This window comes from Lactococcus garvieae subsp. garvieae, from assembly GCF_029024465.1.
GTDB classification, from domain to species: Bacteria; Bacillota; Bacilli; order Lactobacillales; family Streptococcaceae; genus Lactococcus; species Lactococcus garvieae.
Genome location: NZ_CP118950.1, coordinates 680,040 through 695,503 on the forward strand (window position 1 = coordinate 680,040; position 15,464 = coordinate 695,503).

Here is a 15,464-nt window from a genome sequence, read left to right on the forward strand (position 1 = left end):
ATTCGTTAACCACCTCAAAAAGCATTTCAGGAGAATTCATTCAGGATTCTCCTTTATTTTTTTACATTCATTGTTCGCATTGCCAATACAAAATGAGTAAAAACTTCTATCTATAGGAGACAGAAGTTGAGTGAGTAAAAGTTTCGAAAATAAACAAATTAAAGTGTGAGTTCGGACAGGTTAGATACACTTAATTGATAAACTTTGTCCGATGATAAAATATGATTGTCTATGGATAAACTGCCATCTTTGTTTATTTCTAGTTCTTGTCCTGAACCTGAAAGCGTGGAGAGACTAGCTCCCCAAGCGACAAACAGATTTTTTAAGACAGTGTTTTCTTCAACAAAATTTTTAGAATTCCTCGTTCCAAGAAAACGAATTTCGTTATTGTCAAAAGTTAACTTTATTCGAAAATTTGCCAGTAATTCTGCTTTGATTAATTGTGGGACCATAAAATCTCCTTTCTATATTTGTTATTATAACGCTTTCATAAGAAGCCGCCAAAGAGAAGTTTATTGCCAAAGCTTGCTTTGGGTAGAGGTTAAATAGAAATTTTAAAATAAGACCAAAGACCGAGCATAGAGCGGTCTTTTTTTGGTAGAATAGAGGTATGAATAGACGGATAAAAACATTTATTGTTATAGAGCTTTGTATCATCGTTGCTTTGCTTTTTCATATTATAAAATCACCGTACTTTCTTGTATTGCTTGCTTTAGCTATATCTTTCAGTATTTTGTCACGTAAAATAACTTTTCTACGTCCTGTCACAGCTGTGCTCTGGATTTTCTTTGTAGTAATGCTCTTGACAGCGGGATGGTTTTGGCTTGCTCTTCTCTTTCCTCTTTTGGCTGGGATTAGCTTCTGGAAAAGACAAGCATATACGATGCCACATTCTTCTTATAGTCAAGCCTATGCGGAGAGTCAGGAAGATATCACACGGGCAAATGGAAATGATGTGATTGATCTCTATGATGTCAATTTTAGGCCTGAAGGAAACAGCTTGAGCATCAAAAAATCAGCAGGGAATACTAAAATTATCGTGCCGGAAGACGTTGCTGTAGCTTTAGAAATTACGGTACACAATGGCATTGTCAAGATTTTTGATGAAGAAACTGAAATTAACCCTGTCAATTTTCGCTATTTCTCAGATGTGACGGAAGACACGCAAAAGCGGATGCGTATTAAACTTCAGGTTGAAACAGGAAATGTTGAGGTGGTGAAAGGATGAAGAAATCAATCATTAAAACCTTTACCGTCCTTTTTATCATTATTGTTTTGGTAGATGTCCTATTGTTTTCAATCACCAGTGGTGTTTCTACAGCAAGTATTATGGGTGAGATTGCGAATAATTTTTATGGCATCTGGATTTTTCTCTCGGTAGCAGGATTGTTGGCCTTGGTTTTTACTTTTTTCAATTTTTTGGAAAACAGTAAAATTAAGAGAGACTTTTATGAGGATATCCAGCGCGTGAGTCAAAATCAAGAACCGGAGCATCCGGAATTGAAGGCTCTTCATTTGCGCTTAAAAGAGATGTCTGTCGAACTGCAAGAACTCTCCAGTCAAAAATCAGCCAATAAAGCGGAAATCGTGGAAACAGAAAGAAAACGTATTTCGCGAGAGCTCCATGACTCGGTCAGTCAAGAACTTTTTGCAGCCACTATGATTCTCTCTTCTGTAACGGGAAATGAAGCTGAGAGCTCTAACCTTACGCAAGACCAAATTTTAACGCAAACACGTTTAGTTTTAAAAATCTTGCATGAAGCACAAAATGAAATGCGGGCTTTATTGCTTCATTTAAGACCTATTGAATTGGATGGCAAGTCCCTTTCGGCAGGTTTAAATTCCTTGACGGATGAATTGCAAGCAAAAATATCCGCCAATATCAATGTGAAACTCAGCGATATTCAAGCTTCATCTAACATCGAAGATAATCTCTTCCGCATGGCACAGGAAATTCTGAGTAATGCATTACGACACTCACAAGCAGATAATATTGAAGTTATTCTGAAAGAGCAGTATGAGAATATTATTCTTAGAATAGCAGATGATGGTGTCGGTTTTGATACACGAGACAGTAAATCAGCCAGCTATGGGCTGGTCAATATAAAAGAACGTGCACTTTTGCTGGGGGGAGATGTTAAAATTATTAGCGCCCCAAATCAAGGGACAAGTGTTGAGATACGTATTCCACAAGTAAACCAATAAAAAGTTAAAAAGGAAAAAATGGATAAAATAAAATTATTAATTGTCGATGATCATCAAATGGTCCGCTTAGGGCTCTCTAGCTTTATGAATATTCAACCCGATATTGAAGTAGTAGGGGAGGCAGCTGATGGTGAATCAGGTTATCTTAAAGCGAAAAATTTAAAACCAGATGTCATTCTAATGGACTTGGTTATGGACCGTCTGGATGGCATTGGTGCGACGCAAAAAATCTTAGCGGAAATGCCAGAGCAGAAGATTTTGATTTTGACGAGCTTTTTAGATGATGAAAAAGTCTTTCCGGCATTGGCTGCTGGAGCAAAAGGCTATATTCTCAAAACTTCTCAGGCTGCCGAAATTGCCAGCGCTATCCGTAAAGTTGCCAGCGGGCAAGATGTTTTATCTGGGGCAGTGAAAGAAAAAATCAATCAACAAAAACATCGAAAACCTGAACTGTATGATAATCTTTCAAAAAGAGAAATGGAAGTGTTGAAAATATTAGCCCAAGGACTTTCTAATCAGGAGATTGCGGATCAACTTTTTATAAGTCTGAAAACAGTTAAAACACATGTCTCTAACATCTTCAATAAATTAGAAGTGAATGATCGGACGCAAGCTACAATTTATGCTATCCAACACAAACTGGTTGATCAATAAAAAACATTGTAAAGCAGAAATCAGCAACCCTAATTGTATGTACAATAGCGAAAATAGCCTACATCTGTTATAATAGAGTCATGAAAGATTTAATCGAAAGAGCTTCAAAAATCAAAATTATTTTTTTTGATATTGATGATACTTTACGTGACCTAAAAACAGGCTATATCCCCGAAAACTTGCCCTTTATCTTTGAAACTTTACGACAAAAAGGAATAAAAACAGGTATTGCGACAGGACGAAATTACTATAATGTTCTCCCTGAAATTCGCAATTTAAATCCTGATTTTTTTGTAACAATTAATGGTGCTTTGGTGCAAAACCAGGCGCAGGAGATTATTTACAAAAATCCTTTGGATAAAGAAACAGTTGATGAAATAGTGTCTTGGTTAAAGAGTGAAGGTGCTGAATATCTTTTTGTAGGAAACGAGAACTTAAAAGCTTCTAAATGGAAAGGATTAACTGAAAGAGTTATTCCCGATGATTATGGCGAACTTGAAGTTAATCCCGATTACTACAAAACACATGATGTATTTCAACTGCTTACAATATCTGAACATGATCAAGAACTTCGATTGCCTCAACGTTTGGCGCAACAAGTAAGAATGGTACGGTGGCACCCGAATTCTTCTGATATTGTTCCGGTTTTAGGGAGCAAAGCCAATGGTTGTATGAAAGTATTAGAATATCTTGGGCTTTCACCAGAAAACATGATGAATTTTGGCGATGAACTTAATGATAAGGAGCTTTTTGATTTGGCTGGGCTTTCAGTAGCTATGAAAATTTCACATCCTGTCATTTTGGAAAAAGCAGACTATGTCACAGATACAGTCCAAAATGATGGTGTTTTAAAAGCTTTACGCGCCCTACAACTCATCGATTAAACTTACAAAAATGAAAGTCTCATCTCCGAGATTTTTGATAAAATTTAGAAAAGAGAAACAAATGACTTACCCACAACTTAATCTTGAAGCATATGCTGGAACAATAGCAATCATCCATACGAATCATGGTGATATGACGGTGAAACTCTTTGACGAGCTCGCGCCAAAAACAGTTCAAAACTTTGTTGAACTCAGCAAAAAAGGCTACTACGATGGTATTATTTTCCACCGTATTATCAAAGACTTTATGATTCAAGGTGGCGACCCAACTGGTACAGGTATGGGTGGTGAATCCATCTATGGTGAAAAATTTGAAGATGAATTTTCACAAGATGTCTTCAACATTCGTGGTGCCTTGTCAATGGCAAATGCTGGACCAAATACAAATGGCAGCCAGTTCTTCATTGTTCAAAACCAAAACCTTCCTTATCCAAAATCAGCATTGATTGATGGGGGTTGGCCTGAAGAAGTTGCTGAAGTCTACACACAAGGCGGAACACCACATCTTGATGGCCGTCACACTGTATTTGGTCAACTTGTGGATGAAAAATCATTTGAAGTTTTAGATAAAATTGCCGCTGTACGTGTCGGAATGCAAGACCGTCCAGTGGATGACGTAGTCATCGAAAATATTGAAATTATCGAGAAATAAAATGATGGATAAATCCGTAAAAATTGGTGATAAAGTCACTGCTGAGATAATCGGGCTCCAAGATTATGGTGCTTTTGTAAAGTTTGCGGACCGACAAAATACTGAACATAAGGGCTTAATTCATATTTCCGAAGTTCAGTCAGGTTTCGTCAAAAATATTCGAGAAGTTATCAAAGTAGGGCAACATGTAAAAGCCCAGATTATAGATATTGATGAGTACAATGGTAAAGTCAGCCTATCTATTCGTAGTCTTGAAGAAAATCCACAAAATCATTACTTTTATCGTAAAAAACGATTCACAGATTCTCGTAATAAGATTGGCTTTAAGAGTTTAGCCGAGAAAAGAGAACTTTGGATTGAAGAAGGCGAAAAATATCTGAAAGAAAAAGCAAACTAAATCCAAACGAGGTGAAGATGAACAACAATGTCTTAAAATATACCAAACGAGTTTTTAACGTGATTACAATTTTGGGTTTTATTGCTACTATTGTTGGTAGTGTTTACCTCTGGCATCTCGGTGCTTTTCAAGATCAAGAAATTTTGAAACGTCTGGTTACAGCGCATGCTTTTCTTGGCCCAATAATTTTCTTCTGTATGCAAATTATTCAAGTGATTATTCCGATTATTCCGGGAGGCTTAACAATTGCAGCAGGAGTCTTAATATTTGGACCTTTCTGGGGCTTTGTTTATAATTATGTCGGTATTGTTGTTGGTTCAGTGATACTTTTCCATCTTGGACGAAAGTATGGACAGTCCTTAGTTCAGGTCTTTGTCAAAGAGAAAACCTACAACAAGTATATGGCGTGGCTCGAAAAAGGGCAAAAGAGATTTAATCTCGCTTTTCTACTTTTAATTCTCTCACCCATCGCGCCTGATGATGCTTTGGTCCTCATTGCCAGTCAGACGCGCATGAGTTGGAAATTCTTTAACTGGGTGATGATTTTATGTAAGCCACTGCCGATTTTATTCTATTCCTATGCTTTAATCTTCGGTGGAAACTTACTTGGAAATTTGTTCTAACAAGAACTTTAAATAATGCACAATAATGGTTTTGCGAAAGCAACCATTTTTATGTAAATAATGTATAATAGAGCCTATAGACTTTCTAGTGATGGAGCTTCATTTTGAATAATAAAACAAATACAATAAATAACAAGAAAAAGCAGTCTAAAAATAAGTTGACTTTTGACAGTCGTATTGACTATGCGCTCATTTTGCCCGCTTTTCTTTTAACTGTTATCGGTCTTTATGCCATTTGGGTAGCTGTAAGTCATGATTATCCGACCCAAGCAGTTAAGATGGTAGGACAGCAAGGGACCTGGATTATTGTCGGCGTTATTTTAGCCTTAATTGTCATGCATATGGATTCGAGGTTGCTTTGGAATCTCACGCCGGTTCTGTATGGGTTTGGGCTTATTCTGATGGTGCTACCCATATTCTTTTACAGCCCTTCGATGTATGAGCTGACAGGTGCAAAGAACTGGGTTGCCTTTCATAACACCAATCTTTTCCAGCCCTCGGAGCTGATGAAGATAGCCTATATATTGTTTTTAGCAAGGATTGTTGTTTCCTTTCAAAACAAACTGAAAAAACGTTATCTTAAAGATGATTTTATCTTAATTGGCCAAATTGCCTTGGCTACTGTGCCTATTGCCATCCTGGCAGCTTTGCAAAAAGACTTTGGTACCTTCATGGTTTTCCTTGTGATTGCAGCGGGAATCATTCTCGTTTCAGGAGTATCTTGGAAAATTATCTTGCCTGTCCTCCTCGCAGCTGTTCTTGTAGCAGTAGGTGTTGTGGCTATGGTTATGAATCCTAAGGGACAAGAACTATTAGGTACTGTTTTCAGCCAATATCAGGTTAATCGTTTCTTAGCTTGGCTTCATCCTTTTGAGTACACACAGACATTCTCTCTGCAACAATCGCGTGCTTTGATTGCTATCGGTGTAGGTGGTCTCTTTGGGCATGGATTTGGCGTGGCAAATGTCAACGTCCCTGTCCGTGAATCAGATATGATCTTTACCGTCATCGGAGAAGATTTTGGTTTTGTTGGTGCAACTTTTGTCATTTTACTTTATTTTATCTTGATTTATCGTATGATTCGTGTGACTTTTCAGTCCAATAATCAGTTCTATATCTTTATATCCACAGGTATTATTATGATGATTCTGTTCCATGTTTTTGAAAATATTGGTGCAGCGATTGGCTTAGTACCATTGACGGGTATTCCTTTACCGTTCATTTCGCAAGGGGGTTCGGCATTGATCAGTAACATTATTGGTCTAGGGCTCGTACTTTCTATGAAATATAATCAATTGCCTGAGTTCGTATTAGTTCGTGAAGCAGGTAGAAAGAAATTAGAACATAAAAGAGCACGTCTTTCTCGTTCATCCTATAAAAGAGTGAAACCAAAGGGGAGACGGAGAATAAGCAAATAAAAAAAGCTTTTCTAAGGAAAAGCTTTTTTATGTTGAGCAACCGCATCAATAGGCGTAAGCCTCTGAATTTTATAAGCTAGAAATTTCACATACTTCACAAAATATGATAGTCTATAAGTGAAGGAACAAAGGAGGAATTATTAAGATGAAATATGCAGTAAGATATGCTTCGCGTGGGGGAAATACACGTGCAGTTGCTGATGAAATTGCGAAAAAAATTGATGTGAAAGCAGAACGAATCTCTGAACCTTTAGAAGAGGAAGTAGATGTTTTATTCCTTGGAGCAGGTGTTTGGTTTGCCTCTGTAACAAAAGACATGAAGGAATATTTGGCAGCTTTGGACAGTGGTAAAATCAAGCAAATTGTTGCTTTTTCTACGTCTGGTCATTTGGAATCTGCGATTAAAAAAATTACTGCAGCAGCAAAAGACAAAGGCATTAAAGTGAATGAAGAATCTTTTGATTTGCATTTAAACATGCAAGGCATGACATTTTTTGCTCCTGCTGGTGGTGATTTAACAAAAGAACAAATCAATGAAGTCGATGCCTTTGTTGATAAAGTTCTTGCCAAACTATAAGATTAATTTACGCCCTTTTATTGAAAAGCTCCTTATTTTTGGAGCTTTTTTTGTTTCTTTAAATTATATAGTGCATTAAAAAAGTATTACATGAGCGAAACCTTATGTAACGTAAATGTAATGCTAAAAGAGTTTATTGTAATGAAAACAAAAGGTTTTGTGATACAATAGTAATGTTCGAAAAAGAAACTAGGAGGTAGTAAATTTAAAATTTATGAAAAAGAAATTAATTGCAACATTGATGCTCTCAACAGTTGTTTTGACTGCTGGGGCTCCTTTGTCTAGTGTAAATGCAGATTCAACAGAACAAAAAATTGTTGAACAAGATTCTAAGATTGCTGCTGTGAAGGATGATGCTGCTCAAGCTCAAACACAAGTAAATGCTGTTGAATCACAGGTTGCCACTCTAAAAGCTAAACAAAGTTCTATGCAAAAACAAGTGGAAAAACTATTAGAACAGCAAAAAATCCAGTCTGAACAGATTCTAAAATTGGACAAGGATATTGAAGAACGCAGTCACGCACTAGAAGCACAAGCACGAAGTGCTCAAACCAATGGTTTAGCAACGAATTACATTTCAGCAATTTTAGATTCCAAATCTTTAACGAATGCAATTCAAAAGATTACCGCTATGTCGACTGTCGCAGGGGCTAATAAAGCTATGATTGAGCAGCAATAACAGGATCAAAAGAATGTTCAAGCCAAACTCAAAGATAACATGGAAAAATATGCGGAAGTCACACGTTTGCAACAAGAGTTGAGCAGTCAAGCTGATGAGTTGGCGACACAAGAAGCACAACTCAAAGTGGCTCAGCTTAATTACCAAGCCACAATCACGTCTGAGGAAGGCAAAAAACAAGAACTGTTAGCTCAAAAAGCTGAGGCTGAGCAAGCGGCACAAGAAGCCCTTCAAGCACAGAAAGCAGCAGCGCAAGAATCAGCCGTAGTACAACAGGAAAAAGCTAAAGAAACTGTATCTGAGAACAAACCAAATCCAGTAGCACCACCAGTTATTGATGAAGGCAATCAAACTGTAGACCCAGGCGTTGATGAACCAACGCCACCAACCCCGCCAGTTACTAATCCGAAGCCTCCGGTTTCACCGACTAACCCTTATCCACCCGGACAATGTACAGCTTATGTTTGGGACCGTCTAGGTGGTAATATGCCAACTTATGAAGGTAATGCTGCTGATTGGGCTCGTTATGCTAATGCTGGTCCAGCTGTGGGTAATATCATTGTCTTCCCTGCAGGAGTCCAAGGTGCAGATTCTTATTATGGTCACGTTGGAGTTGTAGAGCAAGTTTTGGGCAATGGTCAAGTTGTAATTTCCGAAGGAAACTTTAATGGTGGCTGGGGCTCACAACGCACAGTCTCAACATCAGGTGTTTACTTTATTAATCCATCATAAAACGAAAAAAGAAGTAAAGAGAATCTTGCTTCTTTTTTATTTTTCAACTCTAACTTAGAAAGAATAAGGTTTTTGCTTCAATATATCTGCTTAATAAGGTATACTAAGTTAAAAGATTATCATTTAACTTTTAAGGAGGAAGGGATGCTCGAAGTGAAGAATCTCCGAAAAACATTCGGAGAACTTGTTGCTGTTGATGATCTGAGTTTTACTATTGAAGATGGTGAAATTTTAGGTTTTATCGGACAAAATGGATCGGGAAAAACAACAACATTTAGATTAATATTGGATTTTTTGATGCAAGATTCAGGAAGCGTGCTCTGGAATGGTAAGCCACTCTCAAGTGATGAGTATAATATTATTGGTTATTTACCGGAAGAAAGAGGCCTGTATCCGAAAGACAGTATAGAAACGCAGTTACGTTTCTTTGGTCAATTAAGAGGTAAAACGCGGAAAGAAATCGATGAGAAAATCGATTATTGGATGGAAAAGTTTGAAGTTAAAGGTAAGCGAACAGATAAGGTCAAAACTTTATCAAAAGGTAATCAGCAGAAGGTTCAGCTTATTGCTACGCTTATTCATGAGCCGAAACTCGTTATTTTGGATGAACCGTTCTCCGGCCTAGATCCTGTGAATGCAGAACTGCTTAAAACAGCTGTAGCTGAACTCCGTGAGCAAAAAGTCTGCGTTGTCTTTTCAGACCATAATATGATGAATGTCGAAAAAATGGTGGATAAGATGATCATGGTAAAAGAAGGTAAGAAAATACTGGATGGGACCGTTGATGCTGTACGCCAAAGTTTTGGCCGGACCAAGGTATTTATTGAGGCACCGGTGTCAGAGGAAGAATTAGTACAACTGGAAGGCGTAAAAGAAGTACAAGTGGAACGTAATGGTACTTATGAGTTAACTTTAGAAAATGAAGCAGCTGGAAAAGCTGTCTTTGACTATGTTACCCAATCAGGCTATATCCAGATGTTTTCACAACAACCACCAAGCTTGGAAGAAATATTCAAAATGAAGGCGGGTGATGCTCATGAATAGTAAGTTTTGGACGATTGTGAAAGAAGTCTTTCGTAAAAATGTTAAATCAGTTGCCTTTTTAGTTATGGTTTTTCTCCCACTGCTTATTGGATTAGTTATTTATGTTATTGCAAGAGTAGCAGATGGTGGGGCAGGCGATACTGATCGTATTGCGGTAGTGACAAAAAGCAAGGAGATTGGAAGTGCGCTGACTGAAGTTAAAGGCAATATTAAATATGAAGTAATGGACAGAACAGCGGCAAACCGTAAACTGAAAGACGAAGATGTTGGCGCAATATTAGCTTTAGAGATGGAACAAGGGAAAATAAGCTCAACCTTAGAAACCACACGTTCTCTTGACACGGCAACTCAAATGACAGTCTCACAGACGCTTACTGCACTACAGCAAAGTGTCTTTGCCACTCAATTAGGCTTATCACCAGAAGAAAAAACGAGCCTCCTTTCTCCAGCGAAGTTAGAGCCCGTGCATGTGGAGTTTGACGCGGATGGCAATCGCATTCAAGGTACAGATTATTCTGGTCTGAGACAGGTTATAGCAACAGTCTTGATTGTCATGATTTGGATTTTTGTTGCAACTTATGGCAGTATTGTGGCGCAAGAAATTGCTAGCGAAAAAGGAACGCGTATCATGGAAGTGGTTCTTTCAAGCGTTAAAGCCGAAACGCATTTTTATGGAAAACTAGTAGGGATCATCTTAGTCTGCTCAGTCAATGTTCTTGCTTATGCCATTCAGATTGGAGTAGGTTATCTCCTCTTCAGAGACAATGACATGGTGCGCAGTTTCCTTAACGGTTTAAATCTTCAAGAAGTCTTTACAGGACAATTTTGGCTCGTCATTCCGATTGTCATCTTAGGCATTCTTCTGTTTACATTCTTGGCAGCTCTTTCTGGTTCACTGATTTCTCGTGTGGAAGATGTGCCTAAAGCACAAACACCAATGACGATGATTGGTCTTCTGGGTTATATGCTTTCTGTAATTTTTGCTTCTCAACCTGATAATATCGTGATGACCGTGACAAGTTATATCCCCTTTATTTCGAGTTTTGTCTTGCCAATGCAAATTGCAACAGGTGTAGCAAGTAATTTACAGGTCTGGATTTCTATGGGTATTATGTTTGTAACGATGTTGTTTATTCTCTTGTTCTCTGCACGACTTTATAAATCAAATGTTTTAATCTACAGTAGCGATGGCTTGCTTAAAGTTTTGAAACAATCGCTTCATAATATCAAAAATGAAGACAAGTTAAAAAATAAAGCTTAAGAGAAAAAACCAAGCACTCTGAATTCAGAGTGCTTGGTTTTTTATTAACTTGCATGAATATGGAAGTCGCGTTCCAATACAATATCACGTACTTTACGACTAATATCGTTCAATCTTATCTCCCGAACAGGACGTGGGAGAAATTTTCGGATATCATCGTCATTGTAACCAATCTGAAGGCGCTTGTCATCCAGAATAAGGGGCCGACGTAAAATTGAACGATTTTCTTTCATGATTGTAACCAGAGTATTTAAAGAAAATTGCTCAAGGTTTAAGGATAAGCTCTGATAAGCACGGCTTCTTTTGGAAATAATTTCCTCCGTACCATTTTCAGTTAAAGCGAGTATTTCAAGAAAGTCCTCTTTCTTAATATCATCTGTGAGAAGATTTATTTCTTGAAAATCTACACCGTTGTCAACGAGCCATTTTTTTGCTTTTTGGCTTGAGCTGCAACCAGCAACTGTATAAATTTTTATCATATTATCCTCCTTGGCGGAAATCTTATTTATTTCTAATTTACTTATGAGTTAATTATAACATTTTTTCGAAAAGTGTCAAGGGTATTATTAAAAAAATTTAATCATAAATTTATAATTGAATGTAAAACCGGTACCTTTTGCTTGAAACACAGGTTTTTTAATATGTTTAGAGAAACAGAACAAAATGATTTCCCCAAAAAAAACAAAGGGTTTTTTCTTTTTTTATTTATTATCTAGAATACGCTTTCTATTTAATGTAATTCTTATTACTTCTTGTTGATACAAAATTTTTTCACTGAATTCTCTCAAGGGAGAGTTCTCCCAAAGTTTTCATTTGACTGCTTCTTTAGAAAATGATATTCTACTAAAGATAAAACTTTTAAACTGGTCCAGAGAGGCTAGCAAGGTTGTGAACATGAATATTAAATCCTTTTGAATCAAAAGGGAATACTCTATCTTCTTTGCACTTGCTGTTTCTGGCAGGTGCTTTTTTCTTAAAATTCTTAGGAAATGAGAAATTCCTGGCAGAGAGCGGTACAAAGTTTATCTCACAGCTGCTTTGGAATTTTAGAAATGGGGATACTATGCCAAAACGTACGGATATTAAGAAGATTATGATTATCGGTTCAGGACCGATCGTTATTGGTCAGGCTGCTGAATTTGACTATGCTGGTACTCAAGCCTGCTTAGCACTTAAAGAAGAAGGCTATCAAGTTATTTTGGTCAATTCTAATCCAGCAACGATTATGACTGACCGTGAAATTGCTGATAAGGTTTATATTGAGCCAATTACGCTGGAGTTTGTCAGCAAAATCCTGCGCAAAGAAAGACCAGATGCCCTCTTGCCAACCTTAGGTGGTCAAACAGGGCTCAATATGGCGATGGAATTAGCGGAAAGCGGTATTTTGGAAGAACTTTCGGTTGAACTTTTAGGTACAAAGTTATCTGCTATTGATCGGGCAGAAGACCGTGAATTATTTAAAGAACTCTGCGAAAGTATTGGAGAACCTTTGTGCGAATCCGAAATTGCCACAACGGTTGAAGAAGCAGTTGCTCAAGCAAAAGAGATTGGCTACCCAATCATCGTCCGTCCAGCCTTTACGATGGGGGGAACTGGAGGTGGAATTTGTGACAACGAAACGGCACTTCGTGAGGTAGTGGCCAATGGCTTAAAACTTTCTCCAGTGACCCAATGTTTGATTGAAAAATCTATTGCCGGTTATAAAGAAATAGAATACGAAGTGATGCGGGACTCGGCAGATAATGCGATTGTAGTTTGTAACATGGAAAACTTTGATCCTGTAGGCATCCATACAGGGGATTCGATTGTGTTCGCACCTAGTCAAACCTTGTCAGATGTGGAATACCAAATGCTTCGTGATGCGTCATTAAAAATCATTCGTGCTTTGAAAATCGAAGGGGGCTGTAATGTTCAGCTTGCTTTGGACCCACATTCTTACAAATATTATGTGATTGAAGTAAATCCACGTGTCTCACGCTCCTCTGCTTTGGCTTCTAAAGCGACAGGCTATCCGATCGCTAAGATGTCGGCCAAGATTGCAGTCGGAATGACATTGGATGAAATCATCAATCCTGTAACAAACACGACTTATGCTATGTTTGAGCCCGCTCTTGACTACGTTGTCTCTAAAATTGCCCGTTTCCCCTTTGATAAATTTGAAAATGGTGATCGTAATCTCGGTACGCAAATGAAAGCGACGGGAGAGGTAATGGCTATCGGTCGTAATATCGAAGAAAGCCTACTCAAGGCAGTGCGTTCATTGGAGATAGGTGTGAGCCACAACCGTTTAGAAGGCGCTGAAGAAGTTACAGAAGAGTTCTTATACGAAAAAATTATTAAAGCACAGGATGACCGTCTCTTCTATATTTCCGAAGCAATTCGCCGTGGTATTCCCATTGAAGAAATTGCGTCATTAAGTAAGATTGATATTTTCTTCCTAGACAAATTGCTACATATCGTTGAGATTGAAAAAGAGTTAGAACTGAATGTTTTTGACCCAGAAATTTTGAAAACAGCCAAGAAAAATGGTTTTTCAGATAAAGAAATTGCTCGCCTTTGGAATGTGACAGAGTCAGAAGTGCGTCGTCGTCGCAAAGATGGTGAAATTCTTCCGGTTTACAAAATGGTAGATACTTGTGCTGCTGAATTTGAAAGTAGCACACCATATTTTTACTCATCTTATGCGTGGGAGAACGAATCTGAAAAATCTGAAAAGGAAAAAATCCTTGTTTTAGGTTCAGGGCCAATCCGTATCGGTCAAGGCGTCGAGTTTGACTATGCGACCGTTCATTCTGTTAAAGCAATCCAAGCTTTAGGCTATGAAGCAATTATCGTCAACAGCAATCCAGAGACAGTTTCTACTGATTTTTCAATTTCGGATAAACTCTACTTTGAACCTTTGACTTTCGAAGATGTCATGAACATTATTGATTTAGAGGAGCCTAAAGGTGTAATCGTTCAGTTTGGTGGACAGACAGCCATTAATTTAGCGCAACCTTTAGAAAAAGCAGGCGTACCTATCTTAGGGACACAAGTAGCAGACCTTGAACGTGCAGAAGATCGGGATTCATTTGAAAAGGCTTTGTCCGACTTGGATATTCCACAACCGCCGGGAGCAACAGCCACTAATGAAGAAGAAGCGGTTGCCAATGCTGAAAAAATAGGTTATCCTGTCCTGTTACGACCATCTTTTGTCTTAGGTGGGCGCGCTATGGAAATCATCGACAATGAAGCTGATTTGCGTAATTATATGAACCGTGCAGTTAAGGCGTCGCCAGAACACCCAGTATTAGTAGATAGCTATTTGACGGGACAAGAGTGTGAAGTTGATGCTATTTGTGATGGAAAAGATGTTTTGTTGCCAGGAATCATGGAGCACATTGAACGTGCGGGGGTGCATTCGGGAGACTCCATGGCTGTTTATCCACCGCAAACCTTCAGTCCTGAAATTATTGAGACAATCGTGGATTATACTAAACGATTGGCAGAAGGTTTAAACTGCATCGGTATGATGAACATTCAGTTCGTCATCCACGAGGAAAAAGTTTATGTTATCGAAGTCAATCCACGGGCTTCACGCACAGTACCTTTCTTATCAAAAGTTACAGGAATTCCGATGGCACAACTTGCCACACAGATGATTTTAGGGAAAACACTAGCAGAGCTTGGTTATGCCTCAGGTCTTGCCCCAGAATCTGAACTTGTCCACATCAAAGCGCCTGTCTTCAGCTTTAGTAAATTAGCAAAAGTGGATAGTCTTCTCGGTCCAGAGATGAAATCAACGGGTGAAGTGATGGGCTCAGATACAACCTTAGAAAAGGCGCTTTATAAGTCTTTTGAAGCTTCCAAACTACACATGGCTGACCATGGGTCAATTCTCTTTACAGTGGCCGATGAAGATAAAGCAGAAGCCTTAGAGATGGCAAGGCGCTTTGCTGAGATTGGCTATTCACTCGTAGCGACTTCTGGAACTGCACAGTACCTCAAAACCGCAGGCCTTTATGTTCGAGAAGTTGGTAAAGTAACGGAGTCAACGGAAGACACAGTTATCGATGACATTCGTAAGGGACGTGTTCAAGCTATTGTCAATACCATGGGAAGTAAACGCGTATCAACACAAGAAACGGACGGCTTCCTTATTCGTCAAGAAGCAATCAGTCGTGGTATTCCACTCTTTACAGCTTTAGACACAGCAGAAGCTATCCTCCGTGTGCTGGAGAGTCGCTCATTTACAATGAATATCATTTAAACAAAAAAGGCAGTTCTCGTCTGCCTTTTTTGTTGTGAAGTTGACTTGATGGAAGATGCGAAGCGGGGCCACTTTTGGTACAATAGAGG

At 38.4% G+C, this 15,464-nt stretch carries 14 protein-coding genes and 1 pseudogene; 13 read left to right on the forward strand and 2 right to left on the reverse strand.

Translation table 11 applies throughout. The annotated features are described in order from the left end of the window. Nucleotides 1–158: 158 nt before the first annotated feature. On the reverse strand, nucleotides 159–452 hold the full coding sequence (locus PYW30_RS03395) for a hypothetical protein (RefSeq protein WP_017370748.1): 294 nt from the start codon (nucleotides 450–452) through the stop codon (nucleotides 159–161). Between the two features lie 158 nt (nucleotides 453–610). On the opposite strand from PYW30_RS03395, the gene liaF reads away from it, so the two are divergent. The 12 genes and pseudogenes from liaF (at nucleotide 611) to PYW30_RS03455 (ending at nucleotide 11,126) form a co-directional block, all read left to right on the forward strand. After that, nucleotides 611–1,228: a cell wall-active antibiotics response protein LiaF gene (gene liaF / locus PYW30_RS03400; protein ID WP_004258498.1), complete on the forward strand. Its 618-nt coding sequence runs from the start codon at nucleotides 611–613 to the stop codon at nucleotides 1,226–1,228. Beyond that, nucleotides 1,225–2,205, forward strand: a complete 981-nt coding sequence (locus PYW30_RS03405; protein ID WP_014025100.1) for a sensor histidine kinase — start codon at nucleotides 1,225–1,227, stop codon at nucleotides 2,203–2,205. The genes liaF and PYW30_RS03405 overlap by 4 nt, the downstream gene beginning before the upstream one ends. 18 nt (nucleotides 2,206–2,223) lie before the next feature. Continuing rightward, on the forward strand, nucleotides 2,224–2,859 hold the full coding sequence (locus PYW30_RS03410) for a response regulator transcription factor (RefSeq protein WP_004258491.1): 636 nt from the start codon (nucleotides 2,224–2,226) through the stop codon (nucleotides 2,857–2,859). A gap of 80 nt (nucleotides 2,860–2,939) precedes the next feature. Next, nucleotides 2,940–3,743, forward strand: coding sequence for a Cof-type HAD-IIB family hydrolase (locus tag PYW30_RS03415; RefSeq protein WP_042218861.1), 804 nt, complete (start codon nucleotides 2,940–2,942; stop codon nucleotides 3,741–3,743). Nucleotides 3,744–3,804: 61 nt separating this feature from the next. Next, complete coding sequence (locus tag PYW30_RS03420; protein ID WP_042218863.1) at nucleotides 3,805–4,395, forward strand: peptidylprolyl isomerase; 591 nt, start codon at nucleotides 3,805–3,807, stop codon at nucleotides 4,393–4,395. Nucleotide 4,396: 1 nt separating this feature from the next. Beyond that, nucleotides 4,397–4,792, forward strand: a complete 396-nt coding sequence (locus PYW30_RS03425) for a CvfD/Ygs/GSP13 family RNA-binding post-transcriptional regulator (protein WP_004258477.1) — start codon at nucleotides 4,397–4,399, stop codon at nucleotides 4,790–4,792. A gap of 17 nt (nucleotides 4,793–4,809) precedes the next feature. Then, nucleotides 4,810–5,415 (forward strand): TVP38/TMEM64 family protein, encoded by a 606-nt coding sequence (locus PYW30_RS03430; RefSeq protein WP_004258474.1) that lies wholly within the window; start codon nucleotides 4,810–4,812, stop codon nucleotides 5,413–5,415. 104 nt (nucleotides 5,416–5,519) lie between these two features. Beyond that, a complete protein-coding gene (locus tag PYW30_RS03435; protein ID WP_042218865.1) occupies nucleotides 5,520–6,833 on the forward strand; it encodes an FtsW/RodA/SpoVE family cell cycle protein in 1,314 nt (437 codons plus the stop codon). Between the two features lie 145 nt (nucleotides 6,834–6,978). Continuing rightward, nucleotides 6,979–7,410 (forward strand): flavodoxin family protein, encoded by a 432-nt coding sequence (locus tag PYW30_RS03440; RefSeq protein WP_004258465.1) that lies wholly within the window; start codon nucleotides 6,979–6,981, stop codon nucleotides 7,408–7,410. Nucleotides 7,411–7,624: 214 nt separating this feature from the next. Further along, nucleotides 7,625–8,821 (forward strand): annotated as a pseudogene (locus tag PYW30_RS03445) (CHAP domain-containing protein). A gap of 144 nt (nucleotides 8,822–8,965) precedes the next feature. Continuing rightward, the gene (locus PYW30_RS03450) at nucleotides 8,966–9,865 is read left to right on the forward strand and encodes an ABC transporter ATP-binding protein (RefSeq protein WP_042218868.1); all 900 of its coding nucleotides are present in this window, start codon (nucleotides 8,966–8,968) and stop codon (nucleotides 9,863–9,865) included. Further along, nucleotides 9,858–11,126 carry an ABC transporter permease gene (locus PYW30_RS03455; protein ID WP_042218939.1) on the forward strand — a complete coding sequence of 423 codons (1,269 nt, stop codon included), beginning with the start codon at nucleotides 9,858–9,860 and terminating at the stop codon, nucleotides 11,124–11,126. The genes PYW30_RS03450 and PYW30_RS03455 overlap by 8 nt, the downstream gene beginning before the upstream one ends. Nucleotides 11,127–11,170: 44 nt before the next feature. Here the strand turns inward: PYW30_RS03455 and PYW30_RS03460 are convergent, their stop codons facing one another. After that, complete coding sequence (locus PYW30_RS03460; protein WP_004258449.1) at nucleotides 11,171–11,605, reverse strand: Spx/MgsR family RNA polymerase-binding regulatory protein; 435 nt, start codon at nucleotides 11,603–11,605, stop codon at nucleotides 11,171–11,173. A gap of 584 nt (nucleotides 11,606–12,189) precedes the next feature. Between PYW30_RS03460 and carB the strand changes: the two genes are divergently transcribed. Next, the gene (carB, locus tag PYW30_RS03465) at nucleotides 12,190–15,375 is read left to right on the forward strand and encodes a carbamoyl-phosphate synthase large subunit (protein WP_042218941.1); all 3,186 of its coding nucleotides are present in this window, start codon (nucleotides 12,190–12,192) and stop codon (nucleotides 15,373–15,375) included. Nucleotides 15,376–15,464 lie beyond the last annotated feature (89 nt).